The 21,810-nt window shown below is 45.5% G+C and carries 19 protein-coding genes; 10 read left to right on the top strand and 9 right to left on the bottom strand.

Features of this window, described 5'->3' with window-relative positions; genetic code table 11:
* The first annotated feature begins 235 nt into the window (after positions 1-235).
* Positions 236-1,129 carry a DMT family transporter gene (locus tag ACHZCX_RS17830; protein ID WP_319588548.1) on the top strand — a complete coding sequence of 298 codons (894 nt, stop codon included), beginning with the start codon at positions 236-238 and terminating at the stop codon, positions 1,127-1,129.
* Positions 1,130-1,315: 186 nt separating this feature from the next.
* Entirely contained in the window at positions 1,316-3,364 is a 2,049-nt protein-coding gene (locus ACHZCX_RS17825) for a methyl-accepting chemotaxis protein (protein ID WP_319588547.1), read from the top strand.
* A 362-nt stretch (positions 3,365-3,726) separates the two neighbouring features.
* Here ACHZCX_RS17825 and ACHZCX_RS17820 read toward each other — a convergent pair whose 3' ends face one another.
* Positions 3,727-4,377: a FlgO family outer membrane protein gene (locus ACHZCX_RS17820; RefSeq protein WP_319588546.1), complete on the bottom strand. Its 651-nt coding sequence runs from the start codon at positions 4,375-4,377 to the stop codon at positions 3,727-3,729.
* Positions 4,378-4,382: 5 nt separating this feature from the next.
* A complete protein-coding gene (locus ACHZCX_RS17815; RefSeq protein WP_319588545.1) occupies positions 4,383-5,084 on the bottom strand; it encodes a hypothetical protein in 702 nt (233 codons plus the stop codon).
* A 681-nt stretch (positions 5,085-5,765) separates the two neighbouring features.
* On the opposite strand from ACHZCX_RS17815, the gene ACHZCX_RS17810 reads away from it, so the two are divergent.
* From ACHZCX_RS17810 to ACHZCX_RS17795, 4 genes are all read left to right on the top strand, one after another.
* Positions 5,766-6,185 carry a prepilin-type N-terminal cleavage/methylation domain-containing protein gene (locus ACHZCX_RS17810; protein ID WP_319588544.1) on the top strand — a complete coding sequence of 140 codons (420 nt, stop codon included), beginning with the start codon at positions 5,766-5,768 and terminating at the stop codon, positions 6,183-6,185.
* A 78-nt stretch (positions 6,186-6,263) separates the two neighbouring features.
* Positions 6,264-8,369, top strand: a complete 2,106-nt coding sequence (locus tag ACHZCX_RS17805) for a tetratricopeptide repeat protein (RefSeq protein ID WP_319588543.1) — start codon at positions 6,264-6,266, stop codon at positions 8,367-8,369.
* Positions 8,366-9,532 carry a vitamin K epoxide reductase family protein gene (locus tag ACHZCX_RS17800; RefSeq protein WP_319588542.1) on the top strand — a complete coding sequence of 389 codons (1,167 nt, stop codon included), beginning with the start codon at positions 8,366-8,368 and terminating at the stop codon, positions 9,530-9,532. The genes ACHZCX_RS17805 and ACHZCX_RS17800 overlap by 4 nt, the downstream gene beginning before the upstream one ends.
* Positions 9,529-11,235, top strand: a complete 1,707-nt coding sequence (locus ACHZCX_RS17795; protein ID WP_319588541.1) for a glycosyltransferase family 39 protein — start codon at positions 9,529-9,531, stop codon at positions 11,233-11,235. Before ACHZCX_RS17800 ends, ACHZCX_RS17795 begins: the two co-directional genes overlap by 4 nt.
* A gap of 48 nt (positions 11,236-11,283) precedes the next feature.
* On the opposite strand, the gene ACHZCX_RS17790 is transcribed toward ACHZCX_RS17795, so the two are convergent.
* Complete coding sequence (locus tag ACHZCX_RS17790; RefSeq protein WP_319588540.1) at positions 11,284-12,672, bottom strand: glycosyltransferase family 39 protein; 1,389 nt, start codon at positions 12,670-12,672, stop codon at positions 11,284-11,286.
* Positions 12,673-12,895: 223 nt separating this feature from the next.
* Between ACHZCX_RS17790 and ACHZCX_RS17785 the strand changes: the two genes are divergently transcribed.
* Both ACHZCX_RS17785 and ACHZCX_RS17780 read left to right on the top strand, forming a co-directional pair.
* On the top strand, positions 12,896-13,657 hold the full coding sequence (locus tag ACHZCX_RS17785) for an acyltransferase (RefSeq protein ID WP_319588539.1): 762 nt from the start codon (positions 12,896-12,898) through the stop codon (positions 13,655-13,657).
* Positions 13,654-14,547, top strand: coding sequence for a lysylphosphatidylglycerol synthase domain-containing protein (locus tag ACHZCX_RS17780; protein ID WP_319588538.1), 894 nt, complete (start codon positions 13,654-13,656; stop codon positions 14,545-14,547). Before ACHZCX_RS17785 ends, ACHZCX_RS17780 begins: the two co-directional genes overlap by 4 nt.
* A 38-nt stretch (positions 14,548-14,585) precedes the next feature.
* Here ACHZCX_RS17780 and ACHZCX_RS17775 read toward each other — a convergent pair whose 3' ends face one another.
* The 6 genes from ACHZCX_RS17775 to ACHZCX_RS17750 form a co-directional block, all read right to left on the bottom strand.
* Complete coding sequence (locus ACHZCX_RS17775; RefSeq protein ID WP_394708805.1) at positions 14,586-15,560, bottom strand: radical SAM/SPASM domain-containing protein; 975 nt, start codon at positions 15,558-15,560, stop codon at positions 14,586-14,588.
* Between the two features lie 110 nt (positions 15,561-15,670).
* A complete protein-coding gene (locus tag ACHZCX_RS17770; RefSeq protein ID WP_319588537.1) occupies positions 15,671-16,441 on the bottom strand; it encodes a methyltransferase domain-containing protein in 771 nt (256 codons plus the stop codon).
* Positions 16,438-18,303, bottom strand: a complete 1,866-nt coding sequence (asnB, locus tag ACHZCX_RS17765) for an asparagine synthase (glutamine-hydrolyzing) (protein WP_319588536.1) — start codon at positions 18,301-18,303, stop codon at positions 16,438-16,440. Before asnB ends, ACHZCX_RS17770 begins: the two co-directional genes overlap by 4 nt.
* The gene (locus tag ACHZCX_RS17760) at positions 18,303-19,481 is read right to left on the bottom strand and encodes a glycosyltransferase family 4 protein (RefSeq protein WP_319588535.1); all 1,179 of its coding nucleotides are present in this window, start codon (positions 19,479-19,481) and stop codon (positions 18,303-18,305) included. Before ACHZCX_RS17760 ends, asnB begins: the two co-directional genes overlap by 1 nt.
* The gene (locus tag ACHZCX_RS17755; protein WP_319588534.1) at positions 19,478-20,218 is read right to left on the bottom strand and encodes a class I SAM-dependent methyltransferase; all 741 of its coding nucleotides are present in this window, start codon (positions 20,216-20,218) and stop codon (positions 19,478-19,480) included. The genes ACHZCX_RS17760 and ACHZCX_RS17755 overlap by 4 nt, the downstream gene beginning before the upstream one ends.
* 3 nt (positions 20,219-20,221) lie before the next feature.
* Positions 20,222-21,088: a glycosyltransferase family 2 protein gene (locus tag ACHZCX_RS17750; RefSeq protein WP_319588533.1), complete on the bottom strand. Its 867-nt coding sequence runs from the start codon at positions 21,086-21,088 to the stop codon at positions 20,222-20,224.
* Between the two features lie 184 nt (positions 21,089-21,272).
* Between ACHZCX_RS17750 and ACHZCX_RS17745 the strand changes: the two genes are divergently transcribed.
* Both ACHZCX_RS17745 and ACHZCX_RS17740 read left to right on the top strand, forming a co-directional pair.
* Complete coding sequence (locus ACHZCX_RS17745; RefSeq protein ID WP_319588532.1) at positions 21,273-21,497, top strand: hypothetical protein; 225 nt, start codon at positions 21,273-21,275, stop codon at positions 21,495-21,497.
* Positions 21,494-21,745, top strand: coding sequence for a type II toxin-antitoxin system RelE/ParE family toxin (locus ACHZCX_RS17740; protein ID WP_319588531.1), 252 nt, complete (start codon positions 21,494-21,496; stop codon positions 21,743-21,745). Before ACHZCX_RS17745 ends, ACHZCX_RS17740 begins: the two co-directional genes overlap by 4 nt.
* Positions 21,746-21,810: the final 65 nt, after the last annotated feature.

The following is a 21,810-nucleotide window of genomic DNA, read 5'->3' as shown; positions in this document are numbered from 1 at the left end:
TTATTGCATATTTTTCAAGAAATTGGGCTGGCTCGGTGCGGGTGCAGAACCATTGATCTTGCGCACTTCCCCTTGCAAGCTGTCCTTTCATTTACCCCCCAAAAAAACAGCAAATTCTTTACCGGCCCAGCTAACCGGCAACCGAGCCCCATTAAAGAGTTCCCCCCATGCTCGCTGGCGAAGTGCCTCTTATGGTTAGCACGTCCCTCAATTTTCTGGAAAAGGCAGCATCTCGATGGCGATAGCGATTTCCCCGGCAGCGCCACACTTGTCTGACCAACGGCAACGGCTCATCGGTTGGCTGGCTGTTTTCGGCTCGGCACTCTGTTTCTACCTGGCCACCGCCATCATCAACTGGGGCCGGCCCTACGTACATATTGACGCCGCCTTCTACACCTTTGCCCGCTTTGTTCTTGGCTTTGGAATCGTCTCCGCGACCATGCTCATCAAGGGGCAACGCCCAAGTTGCACCCGTGTTCACTATATCATCGGCCGGACCGTGACCAATGCCCTGGCGGTCTTCTGCTTTTACAAAGCGGTCGATGTCTCCACGGTAGCCAGCGCCAATATCCTCAACATGACCTATCCCCTTTTTGTCGCCCTCTTCTCCTGGTTCATGATCAAGGGCCAGCGGGACGTTAGTGCCCTGTACGTCGTCGGCATCGCCTCGCTCGGCATCTGGCTGATTCTTGCACCCGGCGCGACCACACCGCAATTGGGAAACTCTTGGGGCCTGTTGTCCGGTTTTTTTGCCGGCTTTTCCATTCTCTACCTGAATCTGAGCCGTCAATATCACGACTCGCAGACCATCCTCTTCTATATGTTTGGTCCGGGGGCACTTCTCATTCTCCCTTTTCTCAGCAATTCTCTTTTTCTTCCAGGAAAACTGGACATTGCCTTCCTGCTTGCCTGCTCTGCTGCCGGGGTGCTTGGCCAATACCTCCTGACCTACGGTTTTCTCTATGTGACCGCAGTCGAAGGCGCGGTTATTTCCTCCAGCCGCATCCTCATCGCCGCCCTGCTCGGTCCGTTGCTGGTCGCCGACCCGCCACTCACCGCCGCCGGTTGGCTGGGCGCTCTCATTCTTATCGCAGCCAATATCTTTCTGGCGATTCGCAAGACTGGGTAAGCGCTCTGCTGGAGCAAGTTTATCGACTGCCCCTCTCAGTCTGGTTTTCAACAACCACGGTTTCCCCCTTCCCTCGCTTTTCGACCTTGACATGGCCTGGCCGTTTCCCGATAATCTCCAAGTAACCACTTACACCTGCACCGCGTTGTCCTTGGGATTCATTCATTTTTTCAACAGGATTAGATTATGAAAAACATCAGACTCGGCATCAAATTGCTCGGAGGTTTCCTGCTCACAGCCCTCATCATCCTGGCAGTGGGGCTTCTGTCTATCGTCCAACAGGGAAAACTCGCCGATGAAACAGCCCACCTCGGCACAGAGCAACTCCCCGCGGTGGAAAACATCCTGATAGTCAAGAGCCAGGCTGCTTCCATCGCTGCGCTGATGCGCTCCCTCCTAACGCCTTACGCTTCAAAGGAAGATCGTAACTTTTCTCATCAACAATTGCTTGAATCACGAAAGGTGTACGGAGCGGCCAAGGAAAAATTTATGACCCTCCCCATAATGAACGATGTTAAAACGGAATGGCAGGACTTCAACACCCAAATCACCAAATGGGCAGGCGTAAACAACCAGGCAGTCGAACTCTCTAAAGAGTTGATTACCCTGGACATGACCAACCCTACTCTCATGAAAGACAACATGGCCAAGATAGAAATTGCCCATAACGCTCTCTTGATTAAGTTGTCGCAGCTCCTGCTCTTGAACGCCACCTTCGAGGGCGGCACCGACGATACCACCTGTTCTCTGGGAAAATGGATGCAGGATACCAATACTTCTAACCCTGACATCCTGGCCTTGGTGAAAGAAGTCAAGCCCATCCATACCCAACTGCACCAGCATGCAGCCAAGATTAAAGAGCTTGTTGGCCACGGTCAGCACAATGAGGCCAAAGAAATCTTTGAGAAAAAACTGCTCCCCACATCGGAACAGGTGTTTGTCATTTTCGGAAAAATCAATGCAATTGCCGACAGTGGCAGCGAGAAATTCGCCAAAATGAACATCCTCCTTCTAAAGGAAGGAGCCTCATTTCAAACCAACACCTTTGCCGCAGTTGACAAGATGGTGGAGGCGGCAAACAAGACCGCATCGGCGACCATCCAAGAGGCCAAGGATATCGCTGCCCGCGGCCGCCTCATTACCATCGTCTGCCTGGTTCTCGGCATTGTCCTGGCCATCGTCTTTGGTTTTCTCCTCACCCGCCTGATCACCAAACCGCTGTTTAAGGGCGTTGATCTGGCCAAGGCCATGGCCGATGGTGATCTTACCAAAACCATGGATGTCGATCAGCAGGATGAAATCGGTATTCTTGCTAAATCACTCAACGAAATGGCCGTGAACCTGCGGGGGATGTTTGGCGATATTAACAATGGTGTTGGCCGGGTCGACGAATCTTCGACCCAGCTGGCGGCCATCGCCAACCAGATGTCGGCCGGGGCTGAATCCACCGCTACCCGGTCCGCCCAGGTCGCTGCCGCCGCCGAGGAGATGAGCGTCAACCAATCCTCGATCGCCGCCGCCATGGAGCAGGCTGCGGTCAATGTCAACATGGTGGCCGCCGCCGCCGAGGAAATGAACGCCACCATCAACGAAATCTCGAGTAATTCGGGCAAAGCCAAAGAAATCACCAGCCAGGCGGTGAAACAATCGATCAAGGCTTCCGAACGGGTGAACGAACTCGGGAAGGCCGCCGACCAAATCAACAAGGTCACTGAAACGATCACCGAAATCTCCGAGCAGACCAACCTGCTGGCACTCAACGCCACTATCGAAGCCGCCAGAGCCGGCGAGGCAGGCAAGGGTTTTGCTGTTGTCGCCAACGAGATCAAGGAGCTGGCGAAACAGACGGCGGCAGCAACCCTTGACATCAAAACCAAGATCCAGGGCGTGCAGGAAGCGACCGGTGTCACCGTCAAGGAGATCAACGAGATCGGCGAGGTCATCACCGATGTCGATAAAATTGTCGCCACCATCGCCGCCGCAGTGGAAGAACAGACCGCCACCACCAAAGAAATCGCTCAGAACGTGCATCAGGCATCCCAGGGGATCGCGGAGGTTAACGAGAACGTGGCCCAAAGCTCGACGGTTTCCGCGGAAATCGCCTCTGATATCGCCACAGTCAACAGCAGCGCCAACGAGATGAATCAGGCCAGCGGCCAGGTCAAGGTGAGTGCCGAGGAGTTGTCAGGCATCGCCGACAGACTGAAGGAGATGATGGCCAAATTCAAGACTTGACCTTCACTTCTCGGGTTGGGTTCGAGGAAAACAGCTTGGTCGGAAAAATTGGATCGAGCCTTTCCTTCCGGGTGAAAGCAAGCAGGCCGTCTTTGAGTGATTCTACCCCGTTGCGGGTGGCAGTCATCAGCTCAAAGACGGTCTTTTTTATGGCGCCGCAGTGGTTCACACATCACTCATTGCCCTTTGCCAAAGCCGAGGCCAATGTGAGAGTGACGGATCAGGACGACTATTCTGGGGGGAATGGCTATGTTCGGAACTCAATGAGACGAGTGATCAAATCCGGCAAACGGATCTCGACTTGACCAGTCTGCCCCCTCATGAGGATATTCCCGAGGGTGTGAAAACCAATTGCAGCAAGATCAGTAGAGGATTTTATCGAGAACGGACGGACTGGGAGGAAGAACCGGTTGGGTGGGATCGTCTCCCGCCCCATTTTTGAGCTTGAGGCCGAGTAGCCGCAGGCTATTGTCATCCAGATAGAGTTTGTTTTCGTACACACCCCTGATTGCTTGATTGCTGGGCGAAACCAACCGAATGGAAAGATACATAATCCGGTTGGCCATGGTGTAGGTACCGACCACAATCGCCTGCGCCTTTTGCTTAGCGGCCATTTCCTCCATTTCCCTGGTCAGCATGAATTCGCCCTTGTGCGTCTCAACCAACATGTTCCGGCGCAGTTTGATCTCCTTCACCGCATACGCCCGGCTAGCAAAACCGGCGACAAGATGATTCTGAAAACTGCGGCCAAAACTCGAGGTCTCGTCCAGGTTGTCGTTATTGACCAGGGTGGTAACCAGAATCGGCTGATCCGACTGGTTACGCAGGAGCGGCGGCACGGGCTGCCTGGACAAGTAGTCCGCCACCTCATCCCCCAACGCCACCAGATCAATATCACCGCCCAGTACCGGTTCCAGCCGGGTGCCGTTGAGTTCGCTGCATCCGGCAGCGCCAAGGAGCAAAACAACCAAGAGGGAACACAGTAAATATGCTGGACCCATACGCAGTATCATGCGAATTATTTCTTCCTCACAGACGGGGGGATTGAATGTGCACCGGTCAATTGAATTTCAACTGCGGGGCTTGACTGCCGATACTGCCAGAACTCAACATTATTGATAAAATAAATATCCGACGAGCGCATCACATATCGTTTTTTGTCAACAATGGAGGTGGTAATAATCACCTCGTAAAAACCGTTGTCCTGATGGTTGGCCCGAAACGCGTCAATGGCGCCGGCGATGGGGATGATCTCCCAAGGGGCATCGTGGATCACGGAAATCCCGGCCGCCAGAACCGTGAGCATGCCCGGCTTGGGCCAGGTCCATTTGCTCCAATCTGAAGGATGATAAACCGCTTGCACCTTGTAGTCCACCAGGAGACTGGCGCTTTCTGGTGCCGTCACCGTGTGGACGCCAAAGTTGACCAATTGGGTGGTCAGTAGATCATTGAACCCCTCGTCAAAAGGGAAGGTGTCGTAGGTGCCGCATTGCCCCGGCTTGCCGCAGCTATGGCGAACATGCACCGATGCGGTGAGGTAATTCTGCCGCATCAACTCCTTGTTGATCCGATTGGCGACATCATTGGCCAGCACATTCCAATGAGAGGCAGACTCCATTTCCTTTTGATCGGAAAAAAGTGAGGCACGCTGACCCCGCGTACACCCAGCTACCAAAGCCAGCAGGAGAGCCAGGAGCATCAAGAATAAGCCGTTTCGCATCGCGATCCTGAAAGGTGAGAGAAAAGAAAAGAACCGGTTATCTACTCTTCGGAAGCATCCCGCTGAAACAATAGGGAAATCTTAAAAGTGTCGCAAAGAAAACAGGCGGAGCAAACTGTGGTAAAGGTTATCAACTCTCCCAGAGATTTCTCCCGTTGGCCGATATGACAACACAGAGAACGATCCTGACAGCGATGCATCCCTCTGCTTTGCAGACGCTCCAAGCAACTTCTTGTCATCTCGACCGCCGCCCGTATCCTGGATGGAACTCAGCGAAATCCAGGATAATCTCCCTTCACACTCTACCCGGGTTTCGCTACGCTCCATCCAGGTTACCGCACTAGTCTCGCCCCCTTTGTCATAGCCTCTGTTCTCCGGAGGGCCGGAAGCCTGGGATTCACTCCGCCGAATGACAAGAAAAGTAAGGAACCCACCATCAACTGACAAATATTGTCAGCACCAGACAATCATTGTCAGCGGCATGGGTCGCAATCATGGGACACTCTATAAAAGCGCATACGAGAAAAACAAATAAAACCAGGTAAGAGCTTGAAAAAAAAACAGAATAAAAAAAGTGCGCAAAACTGGCACGCCGAGTGCTTAATGGTCAGCAAATGAAAATCTACCGCTGGCGAATGAACGACCGGCGGGCACCAAACACACCTTTCGGAGGGTACCAACATGACACTGAACAAACTGAGACTGAATGCAAATGAAAAAGGCTTCACCCTGATCGAGTTGATGATCGTTATCGCCATCATCGGCATCTTGGCAGCCATCGCTATTCCGAACTACATTTCTTATCGTGACAAGGCATTCTGTTCAGGCGCGGAGAGTGATGCCCAAGCAATTGCCAGTGGTCTGTCCGATTATTTCTCCATCCCCGCTAACAGAACGTTCCATGGAGCTGCTGGCAACTCAGTTGCTTTTCCGGGTGGCTCGACCTTAATGCTCAGTAGAAACAACACCACTGCAGCGCTTGCACCCAACGCCACCGGCCAGTATAGAATTTCCGTCACTGATGTTTCCGGCCGTTGCCCAGCCACATACCGGGCAGGAAACTCGAGATGGGCCGGAAGTGTGTATTCCCTCACTCTGTAATCTCCGCTTAACATAACTTGTCGACAGGCGCTCCCCTACGGAGCGCCTGTCTTTGTTTCCACTCCGGAACCGTTTATTTTGAACACCTTAAAAACGTTATCCCAAAATGGAACTCCTGGTTTTGAGAAGGTGGCAGCCTCAATTCTCTTCTCGTCTTTTTTCCTTTTTATCACTATAGCGATCATTTACAGTAACACGCTGACCGCCGACTGGCACTTGGACGATTACCCCAATATTGTCCAAAACCAGAATCTGCACCTTAATTCGCTTGATTCTCAATCCCTCACCCAAACATTTTTTTCCCATCCCACTAAAAAAGGCACATTATTCAGGCCGATTGCCAACCTTTCCTTTGCTCTTAACTGGTACTTTGGGGGTGACAACGTTATTGGTTATCATATCTTCAACATCCTTCTTCACTGGGCAACAGCCGTTCTCCTTTACCTGACCACGATTCAATTACTCAATATCCCGTTATTGCAACACCAGAGAATCAGAGCAAAATATTCAATAGCTCTGCTTGCCGCCACGCTCTGGGCATTGAACCCTCTACAGACGCAGGCTGTAACATATATCGTGCAGCGTATGGCCGGGCTTGCCACCTTTTTTTATCTGGCATCTCTTCTCTGTTATCTCATTGGCCGACGCTCCATGCCAGGCGGCAGGATGATTCTCTGGTTTTTAACAGCAATGGCCTGCTTTGTTCTCGCCCTAGGGTCCAAGGAAAACAGCATAACCTTGCCGCTTACACTTTTGCTGATTGAAGGCATTCTTTTCCGACTCCAAAGTAAATTAGATAAAAGGCATATTTTTGCCATCCTAGGACTGATTGGGCTCGCCACTGCCGCTGTCTACCTGCTCACCAACGGCATCCCTTTTGGCGGCATCGCCGGGTTCGAACAACGCAGCTTTACACTCACGCAGCGACTCCTGACAGAAAACCGTATCTTGGTTTTTTATCTCTCCCAACTTTTTTTCCCAGCACCGCACAGATTATCCCTGACTCACGACATCACGCTTTCCACCTCGCTTCTTACACCGCCGACAACATTGTTGGCCATGGCGTTTCTTTTCCTTTTGACAATTTGGTCTCTGTATTGGCATAAATCCCGACCACTCGCGTCCTTTGCTATTCTTTTTTTCTTGTTAAACCACGGAATAGAGTCCTCCTTTTTGCCGTTAGAACTCATATTCGAACACCGCAACTACCTCCCTTCATTATTTCTTTTCCTCCCGCTTGCCGCTCTTCTTATCGATGCGTATTACATCCGATTGAAAACGACGCCAGCCTTGCGGCAAGTCCTCATGGGAGCGGTGCTGTTAACAATATGCGGCCTAGCGGTTGCCACATATAGCCGCAATGCTATCTGGCTCACCGAACAAAGTCTATGGGAAGATAGCTTGACTAAGGCACCTGGACAAAGCCGCCCTTACATCAACCTCGCCCACACTTATCAACAACTCGGACGGAACCAAGAAGCCTTTGAACTCTGTCAAAAATCTCTCGATAAAAGCTCTCCCACCCCCTCAAAAGACAAGGCACGGGCCTACAATAACATGGGTAACATCGTCATGGACTGGGGGATGTATACCGAAGCAATTAATTATTATAGCAGGGCATTAAAAGCTTACGAAACCCCATTCTCTCGCTATTATCTGCACAAGGCTCTTTTGGCCAACAACCAAATTGACAAATCTCAAAATGAGCTCCAAATGTTAATGCAAGAGAGTCCCAATGACATTGAGCTAATGACCAGCATGGGGATCATTTTTGCTGCAAGACATGAATTATCCCAAGCTAACTTAATGCTCCATGCAGCAGTGGAAAAATCAGGCGAAAGAAGTTACGAACGAGGAATCGCTCAAGCCTGCCTTGGCAGTGTGCTGAGCAGGCAAGGCAATTTCAAAGATGCAGAAGCACAGTTTCGCGAGGCATTTTCCTACTCAGAACCACGCTTCCCTCTTCTCTGCTTGATCGGCAACCATCTCCTCCAGGGAAACGGCGAAGCCGCTGCGGCTCAACTTTCCGAATTATATAAACATTTTACAACGAAGGATCTTTTAAGCACTATCCAAACTGCAAACCGGCAAAACATACTCTTTCCGGTTGAAGCTAAAGAGTTAGCCGAGTTAATAGGTTCCCAGCTTCCCACCCCTTCCACTACTAATAGTTCGACACAGTGAATCCCCCCAAAAAAAATTTCCCATATCTTTTTTATTATTCTCAGGTGGTATGCCTGAATCTGCTGGGCTTGGCAACCAGCCTCTATCTGGGATACACTCACTATAAAAACTACACAGACCTTACTTTTTCCAGTTTTTGCGCCATCACCGAGGCTATCAACTGTGACACCGTGGCCCAAAGTCCATGGTCAGTCTTCCTTGGAATGCCAGTCGCCCTCTGGGGAATCTTTGCTTACAGCCTGTTTACGTTACTCCTTATACCACTCAAGCGTCACGACGATAATGCCCCACACTGCTGGGCCCTTCTGACTATTCTTGCCCTGGTGGCCTCTTGCTTTTCAGTTTACCTTGCTGTCATTTCTGCCTTTCGCATTCACTCTTGGTGCATTTTGTGCCTGATATCATATGCAGTCAACTTTCTCCTTTCCTTTTCATCATGGATAGTTTTCAGGCGCTTCTCTACAGTTCAAATTCGTCCGTCGTCCCTGCTCACCGCCTGCAAGGCTTTAACATCTGCCGCTCCTGTCAGATTCGGTATTCCCTTGCTGATCGGTTTACTTGTCGCCACCCAACTGCTTTTGCCTGCCTATTGGATACAAGAAGCTGATGTCACCAATCCCAAGGTTACAACCGGGGTAACCAAGGAAGGATCCCCTTGGATCGGGGCGGAAAACCCTCAATTCACCATTGAAGAATTCACAGATTATCAATGCTTTCAATGTAGAAAAATGCATTTTTATCTCAGACAACTCATCAATCGATTTCCCGAGCGTATCCGCCTGGTTCATCGTCATTACCCGCTTGATCATGAATTTAATAAGGCTATCGCTCCAAACCCTTTCCATATTGGATCGGGTAAACTGGCTCTGATTGCCATCGTCGCGAGCGAACGCGGGATGTTCTGGGTGGTTAACGATGCCCTGTACAAAGCGGTTCAATTGAAAGATGAGAAAATCCAACTTAATGAATTTGCAGAGCTTATGAAGTTAGACGTGGAAAGATTGGCGTTTGATATGTATTCAGCAAAAACGCTGGGGCATCTGCGGCATGACATTCTTAATGGTTTGCAACACAAACTGACCGGTACGCCCTCGTTTACAGTGAATGGGGAAGTATATCAAAAACTATTACCCCCTCATCTACTGCAAGAAATAATCAAGTGAAGACTAAATCGACTTTTTCCATTGGTTTCATTCTATGTCTTTTCCTTTCACTTCTCCTGACTGGTCTAATTCTGTCTACTATTTTGATGGATTCTGTGCCACCGGTAGACAGAGATGCATTAACCCACCATCTTTTTATTCCTAAAATGTGGTTAAAGCATGGAGGAATTCATGAAATACCGGAAAATATTTTTTCCTATTACCCCATGAATCTCGACCTACTATATACAATTCCCTTATATTTCAATAATGATATTGTACCAAAATATATACATTACATTTTTGCTCTTTTGACTGGATGGATCATTTTCTTCCATCTTAAAATGCGGTTAGGAACCAACTACGGATTACTTGGTGCTCTTTTTTTTCTTTCAGTTCCGATTATTATCAAATTATCGATCACAGTCTATGTTGATTTGGGTCTAGTTTTTTTTTCGACCTCTGCATTAATAATTTTACTCCACTGGGTCGAAAGTAACTTTCAGTGGCGTTTTCTTCTCTTGGCTGGTTTTTGTTGTGGAATGGCTTCCGGGACAAAATACAACGGTATTCTATCGACAATTATCCTTAGTCTTTTCGTTCCAATTCTCCATGAACAAAACAAAAAAAAAGAAAAAAGTAACAGCAGAGCATTTCTCTATGTATTTGTTTTTATTGTAATTACTATAGCTACATTTTCTCCTTGGCTTATTAAAAATTATATTTGGACTGGCAATCCTATTTACCCTCTGCACAACTCCCTATTCCAAAAAATCAGAATACCGAATGTAAGTCAACAAATACTCCCTACAGCAGAAATCCGCAGCACATCCCAAAAGGTTTCAAGCCAAGGAGGCAATGCCTTTCTTGAAAGAAAAATTCTTTATAACGAACCATGGTGGCAGACGATATTCTTACCATTTCGTTTTTTTTATGAAGGGCAAGACGACAACCCTCAATATTTTGACGGCAAACTAACACCCTTTCTTCTTATTCTTCCATTTTTAGCTCTAATAGCTAAACCACTCGACAGCCGACAATGCCGTGAACAAAAGTACCTGTTTCTTTTTGCCCTACTTTATCTCCTTCTCACCATATTCCAATATGCTATTCGTATCCGCTATATCACCCCCATTATTCCTTCCCTGGTTATCCTTTCGATGTATGGTCTAAAAGGCCTATTCGATAAGGTTCTCTCATGGAAAAAATGCACTGGTCGCAATAAAATAATAATTTTTCTATTGGTAGCTAGCCTTCCAATTCTAATGCTTTCGTATAATGGGATTTATATTGTAGACTTATTCAAAACAACTAATCCGCTACCGTATCTGCGTGGCGAGGTGAGCCGAGACGACTACATTGCTAACTTCCGGCCAGAATATCCGGCAATCCAATATGCTAATTCCATTTTGCTACCGGAAGCCAAGGTTATGTGTCTTTTCTTAGGAAACAGAGGATACTACATGAATTTTGAACCGGTCTTCGAGCAACCTTTTGGCTCGGGGGTATTCTCAAACTTTTTCAAAACAGGAATGCAAAATAAAAATATTCTCGATACAATAAATAAAAAAAACATCTCCTATGTATTGATGCGAGATGATTTAACGATGTCATGGTTTCAGCAATTGCATAATGAAGACAAACTCCTCGTTGCGCCCTTCCTAGCAAAGGCTGAAAAACCATTGTTTACTAGGAATGGTTACACCTTCTTTCAAATGAAATGATGAAAACCACCTTATTGAAAGGAGAAGGGTACATTTCACAATCCAAATCTATCTCTTAGGCACTTTGAATATACGCACATCCTGACCGTTAAAGATAAGATCATATCCCTTTTCTTGAAAATCAAACGAGTTGCACCAGGAAGGCAAATGCGGTGACCAGGAATCGATGGAGAGGTACTCTATTTTCTCCTTTTCAATAAATATTCTAAATTCATCAGGCGTTATTCTTTGATCAATATCATGGACATTAAACTCAGGAGCAAAATATTTTATCTGTCTCGGGGAAGCTGTCACGATAGAATGAGGACTAGGTTGTTTTATCAGAAATGCACAAGCCTGAGCATAGCCTGAAAAGGAATTGCTCGTTTGATTCATTATCCCTAGGCTCTTTTGTGCGTTGAAAAATACAATACCCGCAATCAAGAGTACTAAAGATACGTTTACCAATTTTGAATATGACGGCCAGCTCAATTTCAATAATTGAGCACCTCGATAACAACCATAGGCTGCAAAAATATATAAGGCTGGGTAAAGCGGCAATGTATAACGAGAGACACGAAAAACGATCCACGGAAGAAAAATCCGGCTTATTCCAAAAACGACAAACCAATGAAACACTGCCGAATATTTCTGTTCTCTGATTGTGAGAAATATCCCGATCAGAATAAAACCAGCAAGTAAATATCCCAGAAAAAAATCAATTTCCCTTGCCATGTGGAACACATTGGGTAATTGGAAAAAATTATAAAAGTAGCCGACCCAACCATCTAGCTTAGGAAACAAATTCTTGGACATAACAAAAGCTAAAAGCGTCACAAATCCTGTCAAATAAAGCGTTGCCCAGACTCTAGGTTTCAGTTTCATAAAAAAGGGAATAAATAAAATCGGGAATGCAGAATATTTGGTCAATACAGCACAAAGGCCAAAAAGATAGAAGACCGGCTTTTTTTCATTCACCAGCATGTAGATGGCCAAGTAAATGAAGAACACAACCGGAATATCTGTTAAGATCCTAATGCCGACCCAATTGCTGAGAGGACAAATAGCGAGCAATAAGGCTGCGATTATTCCCACTAGGGGATGATATAATTTCCTTCCAATTAAATATGTGGTCAAAACAGTTCCCATCCCCATGAGGACTATCATCGCTCTTGCAGCTTGGTCAAATTCTATAAATTTAATATCGGCCGCAAAACTTAGAAGATACATCAGCAAAGGAGGACTCTCGTACATCATTTTCCCTGAAATGTCCGTTAGGTTGGTCACATCGACTGCTAAATTTCTGGCAATGTAAAGATAGAGCGCCTCATCGGGCCAGAGGCTCACCTGGAATAGGAATTTTATCTTTAAGGCAAACCCAAGAAATAAAATAGACAAGAAGATAAGCCAACTAATTTTATCCACTTTCATTGCTCTTTTATCTGTATAAGAATACATACAATCTCCGGTCTCTCTTTTCCGTCTCTCTTAACGAGACATGGTAAAAACAGATCATGCCTCACCTTATTCAAGACTAAATTAGCCACAGTAAATCCACCTTTTTACAACCGTATTACTTAAGCAGGTTTGTTATGCACCTGAACAATTACAGACCCCGTTAGTAGTCATATCGTTTTTCCATACCCTGCTAATACTTGACGCAAGTCGATAACAGATTAATATGAGCAACCAACAACAAGGCCCCCAAAGGCATTACGACATCTCAAGCGAATATAGTGAAGAGTCGGCTTTTGAAAAATATATCCGCCTAACGGTGGGGGAAAACGCCTCATTATTCAGCCTGCTCTGGCATGAACTGCTCCTTAGCTTTTGCTTATACCTCCCTGGAATAACGGGATTAATTATTAGAAAATTATTATACACACTTTGCTTCCCACATTTTAATTTCAAATCCTATGTCGGCAGACAGGTCACCTTGCGCTGTCCCCGCCAGATATCTCTCGGCGAGGGGGTAATTATCGACGATGAAGTGCACCTAATTGCAACATCTCGCCACCCTCAAGCCATTTCAATCGGCAAGAACTCGTTTTTACGAAGCCATGCTATGGTTAACGCGGGCCCTCCAGAAGGCCATGTCACCATCGGTCAGCGTACAAGTATCGGCCAAAATACCATCCTGTACGGGAATGGCGGCCTTCTGATTGGAAATGACGTGATGATAGGCGGGAACTGTTTTATCGTAGCATCTTCGCATGTATATGAGCAATCTGACAAACCAATGAATCAACAAGGATTTACTGCAAAAGGCATTCGCATTGGAAACAATGTATGGATCGGCGCAGGTGTCACGATTCTTGATGGCGTAACGATTGGAGACAATGTGATTATTGGTGCGAATTCTGTGGTCAACCACACGATTAAGGCCAATTCAAAGGTTGCAGGCTCACCTGCTAGATTGATCCAATCGGACGAACAGTTGTGAAGATTTTTCGTTATCTTCTTATCTGCACTGCCATAGGTTTTATGCTGAATTTGCTTTACGAACAAAATAAGCAAATCGCAGACCTTGATTTTCACCTATCTATTCCGTTCATGCTAATAGGATTGGTAGCCGTGACAGTTCTTTTTATCTTGGACGCTTACGGCTGGGTTCTCATATTGAGACTGCTTGCAGCCCGTCCATCAACATTACAGGGAATCCGGATCTGGATGATTTCGTCTATCGCCCGATATATCCCTGGTGGTGTTTGGTCATATATGTCCCGAGCAGAACTTGCACGTCATGAAAATATTAATCTTGCAACCCTCAGCTTAAGTCTATGGCTTGAAACTATGATAGTTGCAAGCTCTTCACTAGCTGTAGGCTTACCATCCTTGATTTATGCCGGCGGATTACAGTTCAAGCCTTGGCACATACTGGGGATCTTTCTCCTGATTAGCTTGAGTATACACCCCAAGGTAATCTCCCTGCTTCGCTTTACCCCTGGCAGTATTGGATTGGCTTTTTCAAATGCAAAACTACCTACTGCTACAAGTATAATCTTTATATATTGTTATTATTGTTTGTTCTGGCTTTTATTCGGATTGGCTTTTGTGGTGTTTACAAATATGCTTTTCCCCTTGGAATATCAGAAGTGGCTACCCGTAGGCTCAAGCATAGCGATGGGATTCTTCGCAGGATTTATTATCCTTATTGTGCCAGGTGGCATTGGAGTCCGTGAGGCAACATTGTATTTCCTCCTGATTCCCCATTTGCCGGAAGCCCAAGCAACGATATTGGCGATCACAAGTCGGGTTTGGATAATGTCAGGTGAAGCACTGTCGCTATTACTTGTTGAATTTCTGTTCCGAAAATCAGTTCGAAATATTTAGACCAGAACACTCCTCATCCTTTCCGATATTGATTTCCTTTACTGAGAATCAGAAGTAATTTCAAAGAAAGAGGGGCGAATCCCTCGGCGCATACAACTGTAGCATGCAATATGCGACTTCTCTATTTCTTCTCCTTTACGAGCCTGTACAATAATCCGACGAGCCTGTTGAAACAATTCATTATTCCAGATCTCTAAAAAACTATCACAGCTTAGATCTCCGAGATCATCCTTCTTAAAAAAAGTATAACAACATGAAGCGACTCCACCATCGGCCCGAACATTGAGATGGGACCATGGCCTATCACAGTTTCGCAGTCTTTCAGGGTTACCTAGCTCAGTACGGTATTCAGGATCACTTGCAGCCCACTCCTCATCTTCCACATACGCCGGCAATGGAGTAAATTTATTTATTCCAATTTCATATGCCATCTGTTCTACACCGCGCACCTCATGTTCATTGTGTCGAAACACTATATATTGCCATTCAACAAATGGTTTACTGCCTTCTTTTTGTTCACGCTGACCGAGCATATCCCTTACGTTGGCAATTACTTTAACATAATCCCCTCCTCTTCTGTATTTCTGATAAGTCTCCTGGCTCCCACCATCAATGGCAACCATAATGTAGTCGATACCTGAATCTAACAAGCGCTCATTAATAGCCGGGGACATGGTAGTAGCGTTTGTGGACAACATTACATATATATTTTTCTTTTTTGCATATTCAATAATTGAAAAAATATCAGGGTTTAACAGTGGCTCCCCCCAAGTATAAACTTGCAAAAAATAAAGATGATCTCCGACCTGATCGAGTATCTTCCTTGCTTCTTCAAACTTCATATGCCTGACTTTACGTCCTCCTGACACCCCTTTTCCTGTCAAACAAAACGGGCACTTCAAATTGCAAACATTAGTAACTTCCATAACAAAGAGATAGGGGTAACAATTAACTCTTGAATGCCCTCTTTTCATGGACCACTGAACATGAATGAAATTGATGATTTTTTTCAAGGAGTTGTTCAGTAAAAAAGCTTGGATATGCGCGAAGTTTAAACGGTTTGCAAAAAAATTCCTGGATATCCAGTTAATTAATCTGAAGACATATAGTCTAACTTTTAAATTCATTGCCTTTGTCTTTGCCTTTTTAGAATAAAAATGTATGTTGGCAACAGTTTATAAAAAATTTTCCATATGAAAATTGGAATCTTCCTTAGCCCCCCTCCCACCGGCAACAGGTCATAGGCGTAAAACTTGTCAGGATCTGTTATAATTTCCAGAGTATAATCTTTAAAATTGAAGCGTCGAATCAATTTTAAAATACCGCCGCAACTACGCAAATCTTCATAATAATACTCACCTTTACTGAAAGCACGCAGGTACCAATGTGCAAATGGTTTGGGCAACCAAGAGAGTAAAGGTAGGTGGTAATGTGGCTCGATCAAAGTTAGCCTTGAAGCAGCCCCCAGGTAACATCCTCCATTATCACTTAGGACCCGATATATCTCACAAAACATTTTTTCCGGATCGGGAACATGCTCATAAACGTGATTGCAAATAATCAAGTCCACCGATTTATCGGCAAATGGCAAGTTTAAGGAGTCGCCAATTAAATAGGACAGATTTTCTATACTATTTTTTTTATTAGCAAGCTTTATAGCATGAGTATCGATATCTAACCCAACCACCTTATGAAAATACGGGGTGATAGCATAAGTAAAAAAACCTCCCGAACACCCTATATCTACAGCAAGACCGTTTCTGTTGTCACTGACCATTCCAGCATCCTTGAGCACCGACAACATCTTCTGCACCTTAACCTGCTTATATTCAAAGTCCAAAAGTATAGGTGATTGCAGTGACAGATCGTTCTGATATTGACGTTTATTCTTCATGGTGTTCTAAACTGGTTTTTCCACCAAAGTGAGTAAACAAAAATCGTCCAAAGCTTAAAACCATGGTCCCGCCCCCCCCCCTGGTGCTCTTCCCAAAGTCGCATAACCTCCTTACGATTTAATCCATTATCAAGCTCCCAATCAAACATCAAACTTTGAAATGACTCGCGTAATGCTCCCTTGAACCAAGTAGCCAATGGAACTGCAAACCCATGTTTTACCTGCGAAAGTACAGCCTTTGGTACCAAATCAGCAAAACACTTCCGAGGCAACACCTTTTGTATTCCTTGCGCCAGTTTGTATTGTAACGGTAATTTAGCGGCGAACTCTATTATCCTGTAATCAAGAAATGGGCTGCGCACCTCGAGTCCATGTCGCATACTCATTCTGTCGACTTTGGCGAGTATATCTTCCGGCAGGTAGATCTGTTGATCAACCATCAACATCTGGGTGACAGGGTCTTCCAATCGCAGATCATACTTTAAAAGAAAATCAAACTGATATTCGTCCTGAGCGTATCCAGACAATAACCGTTGCCTCTCTTCAAGGTTAAAAATTTGCGCGAGGGGATTTCCTGGAGATAGTTTGTAACGTCTAAGTAATGCATAAAATAGCTTGATTTTCTTAACTGAACTTGCTGTAAAATATTCATCAGGTTCTGGCAACCAATCCACCACGCGACCAATCACACCTTCACGAAGCCAGGATGGTATTTTCAAATAAAGTTGTGCTATTTCCATGGCCTTATAGCGACGATAACCAGCGAACAACTCGTCCACACCATCTCCAGATAGAGCCACCTTAACTTTACCGCCAACATAGTGACATAAATACCAAGTAGGGATCGCCGAAGGGTCAGCAAATGGTTCACCGAAGGAGGATAGACACTGCTCTATAACCTCATCTAAAGGGTTATCTAACATTTTCAAGTGGTGTTTTGTACCAAGATGCGTGCTGACTGAGGCGGCTTGCCTACTCTCATCAAAACTGCCTTGTTTGAAACCGATGGTATACGTTGACAACTCATATCCCAAGCTTCGGATGCATGCAGTGATAATTGTTGAATCTAGTCCACCACTCAAAAAAGCTCCAAGAGGCACGTCACTGCGTAACCGTATTTTTACCGACTCCAGAAGAAGATGCCTGAACTCTTCACACAAATTCGTATCATTACGAAAAGACCTTACAGGAAAAGGAAGCTGCCAGTATCGACGAATATCAATTTTTCCATTTTGCCAAATAATATAATGCGCCGGCGGCAGCTTATGAACCTGTTTAAATATAGTTCGATTTTCTCCTATAAATTGGTGTGCGAAAAAATCATTAACAGCAACTGGATCAATTTCCTGAGACAGAAACCTGAAACTTAATAAAGCTGACAATTCTGATGCAAAAACTAATTGTTCATGTCCTTGTGCATAATAGAGAGGTTTTTTGCCTATCCTATCGCGTGCAATAAACAGTCGGCGCAATTCATTGTCCCAAACAGCGAAGGCAAACATACCATTTAACCAATCCAGACAGGCCGCCCCGTACCTTCTATACATCTCCATAAGCACTTCAGTATCGCCATGGCTTTTAAAGCTAAAACCATCCTTTATCAATACATTTTTTAATTCTAGATAGTTATAGATTTCACCATTAAAAACCATGTGGTACCTACCACAATCGGAAGACCAAGGCTGCCGACTTCCTGATAGATCCAAAATACTCAATCGACGATGACCTAAACTGACGCAGGGTAGATCCAGCAACCCCTCACCATCCGGCCCTCGATGAGCTAGTTTGCGCGTAGCTTGACGAACCGCCTGTGGATCAACCCGATCCGGCACTGTGCAAACATGCCCCACAATACCACACATCAGATTGAACCACGCTGAACAGATTGATAGAGTCTTGTATATTTTTCAGCAGTTACCGACCACAACAAGCCGCGTTCTAGAATTTGTTTTCGGCCATCACCCCCCATCTTCTCAAGTAGCGCTTTATCTCTCATTAAGGTATCAAGACATTGAAACAATTCGGTTACATTGCCGGCCACAAAAAGCAACCCTGTTCTACCGTCTAATACCAATTCATCCACACCCGGGATATCAGAAGCTATTACAGGGAGCCCAGCAGCCATAGCCTCAAGGACAACGTTTGGTCGTCCTTCACTGTAACTGGGTAAAACCAAAACATCATGCAGTGTTAGTAATGTTGACAAATATTCTGGGGCCACCATGCCGTGGAATTTCACGTTATTGGTCAAACCGTATTGACCTACCTGTTCTCGCAAGGCTATTTCCTCAACACCCTCGCCTACGATACTTAGCAACAATGAACTGCCTGGACCGAAAGCATTAATTGCCTTCAAAAGGGTATCCACACCCTTTCTCGGGATAAGACTACCGATAAAAATAAGCCTTAAAAACCCGTCCTTGCACCATTCATGTTGAACCAAAAAAAGTTCTTCATCGACACCGTTTTCGATCAGACAAACTTGCTCAGCAATTACCCCCACTCTTTGTTTCAACCGATCCACTATAGCTTGACTGACACCAATTATCCTATCTGATAAACGCATACAAAACGTCAAGATCAAATTATCTAGTTGAAGTCTAGAAGATCTAGTTATGTCTTCCCCTCGAATTGTTGTTACGACTGGAATTCCATGATATTTACCGACTATTCCGGCTATCAATCCACACGCGGCCCAATTTGCATGCAACACGTTCATATCTCGAGCCCACTTTAGGCTGGTTAAAAAAAAACCAACCAAAAGAAACGGTATTAACAAATACAGAGCACGATTACATCTCAGTGCAACAGGAATCCCTCCTGGTGCGTGAGAAATAACTTGCCACCTATATGGAGCATACCTAAAAGGAATGACCCTAACACCTTTATTGATGAATGGGAGACGGTGCTTATGATCACCTGGAGTAATAACAGTAACTTCATGCTGCAATGCAAGATTATTCACCAAACGAGCTACAAAAATTCCACTTGAAGAATAGTCTTCAAGTGGAAATGAAGTTGTTAAAATCAAAACATTCAATTCAATTCACTCGGTATAGAATTCCTAGCAACTACGAAATGACCAAACACCGATGTACTTTTTTTATCTAATCCCAAAAAAGGCAATGAAATTAAATTATTCAACAAACAAAAAGGATAACATAGCATTGCCAATGCCAACCCTAAAAGCATCGCCCTCTTCATAGTTTTATCGACGACTTCTAAAAACAGCAGGTTGATCATCTGTAAGGCTACAACAATGGTATTACCATGTTGTTTGACTATCTCGATTCCGAACCCGTGCCTTGCAAGATCTTTCTCTAAACCATGCCTTGTGAATCGATGATAATCATAGGGTACATCATGAGCCGGGTAAATAAATGGAGCTGATAAATATAACGTCCCATCTGGTTTCAAAATTCGCTTTATCTCAGCGAGGACCAAATCGAATTGTTCCACATGTTCAAGAACTTCCAACAACAGCACGGTGTCAATAGAGGCATCTAAAAAAGGCATCCTTGCAGCGTCTGCATATAAGTGGGGTACATCCTGATATCGACAATTCGTAGCCGGGTAATCGACTCTCAGGAGTTCGACCGAATCTCCAATATAATCATTAAGATTACTAGCTCCGCTACCTATGTCTACAACACAACCTGATTTAATTTGCCTTATTAATTGTCGCGATTGGTTATGATAGTGATCTGATAACCACTGAGGATGAAAAAATGATCCTTTTAATTTTTTAAAAATTATAAAAAAAATTCTTTTTGTCATATTCTATTCAACCCGATCATACCGCATTTGGCTGATCTGCTCCGCTACAAGGCCGATCATGAAAATAATGATCGAACTATTAAACAGCAGGGCTGACATATTGGTGAAACGGCCTTGAGTAAAGAAGGTGTAGCCGTAGTAGCAGATTCCGGTTGCGAAGAAAGCAAGACTGATCGGCAGGAAGACCCGAAATGGTGAAAAGAGCGTGGCTACCTTGGTGATGATCAGGAAAAACCGTGTTCCGTCTTTTAACAATTTTATTTTACTTTTCCCTGTACGCGCCTTGGTTTGAATCGGGATGTACTTGACACTGCGGCCACTGCGCAGATATCCCAAGGTTAAAGTGGAAGGATAGGAAAAGGTATTGGGCAGGAGGTAGATAAACTGCTTCGCCACGGAAAGCCTGACCAAACGAAAACCTGAGGTCAGGTCTTCGATGTTAAACTTGGTAACATAGCCTGCAAATTGGTTATAGACCCAGTTGGCCAGATCGCGATGGGTGCTGGTTTCCGAATGTTTCGTCCGCGCACCGACGACCATATCGAACCTGTCCCTGTGTACCAGCAGCCGGGCTATATCTTCCGGCTGGTGCTGGCCATCGGCATCCATCATCACCACCCATTCTCCCTGAGCGCAGCGCAGGCCGGATTTAATGGCAGCCCCATTGCCGATATTGTAGGGATGCGGCCACACATTGGCTCCGGCAGCCATGGCTTCCTGCATGGTGTTGTCGGTGGAGCCATCGTCCACCACCAAAATTTCAAAATTGGGGTGCAGGGCCCGTATCTTTTGAATGGTACTGCCGATCACGCCTTCTTCATTATACGCGGGTAACAGAACGGTCACCTCGTATTTTTTTTTCTCCTCCACAACCACACTCCACAAGGTCAAAGATTGACGGCATGGGCAAATTAGAGCAGAAACATAAAAAAAAGCAAAGAGATTAAGCTAATAGAGTTTTCTTTTTTGCACAGTCAGCCCAGGCCAATCGCGTCGGCCAGGTTGCAAAAGGTTGCATCAAGGTGTAGTATGCTTCCAAAAGGAGGTAGTTACTATGTCGACAGCACTCAAAGTATCGGATGAATTGGTTGAGTTAGCCAGGCCACACGCGGCAGCGGAACATCGCTCCATTCCAAAACAGATTGAGCACTGGGCAAGGTTGGGGAAATTGGTAGAGGAGAATCCCGACATGCCGTTACAGTTTATTAAAGACACGCTGCTCAGCATTGAAGAAGCAAACGCCGGGCAACGTGCCGTCTATCATTTTGAAGCCTCATGATCAAAGTCAGCGCTACTCCGACGTTTGAGAGAGCGATAAAAAAGCTCCACGATCGAGATAGAAAAACGGTCAATACCGCAATACGTGAGATTATGGCGGAACCAAAAATTGGAAAAGGCAAAAAAGGAGATTTAGCGGGTGTTTTCGTCCACAAATTCAAGGTCAACAAACAAGAAATCCTTTTATCGTTTAAACTCATCGGCCCTGAAGACTCACCCGATGAATTAGTCCTTCTGGCCATAGGCTAGCACGAAAATTTTTATCGCGATTAAAACGAGGACAGGGGCAGGAAAACCTCCCGTAAACTTTTAAC

The organism is uncultured Desulfobulbus sp. (genome assembly GCF_963662935.2).
Classification (GTDB): Bacteria; Desulfobacterota; Desulfobulbia; order Desulfobulbales; family Desulfobulbaceae; genus Desulfobulbus.
The sequence above is the reverse complement of the archived record's forward strand: the minus strand, read 5'-3'. Positions and strand labels throughout refer to the sequence as shown.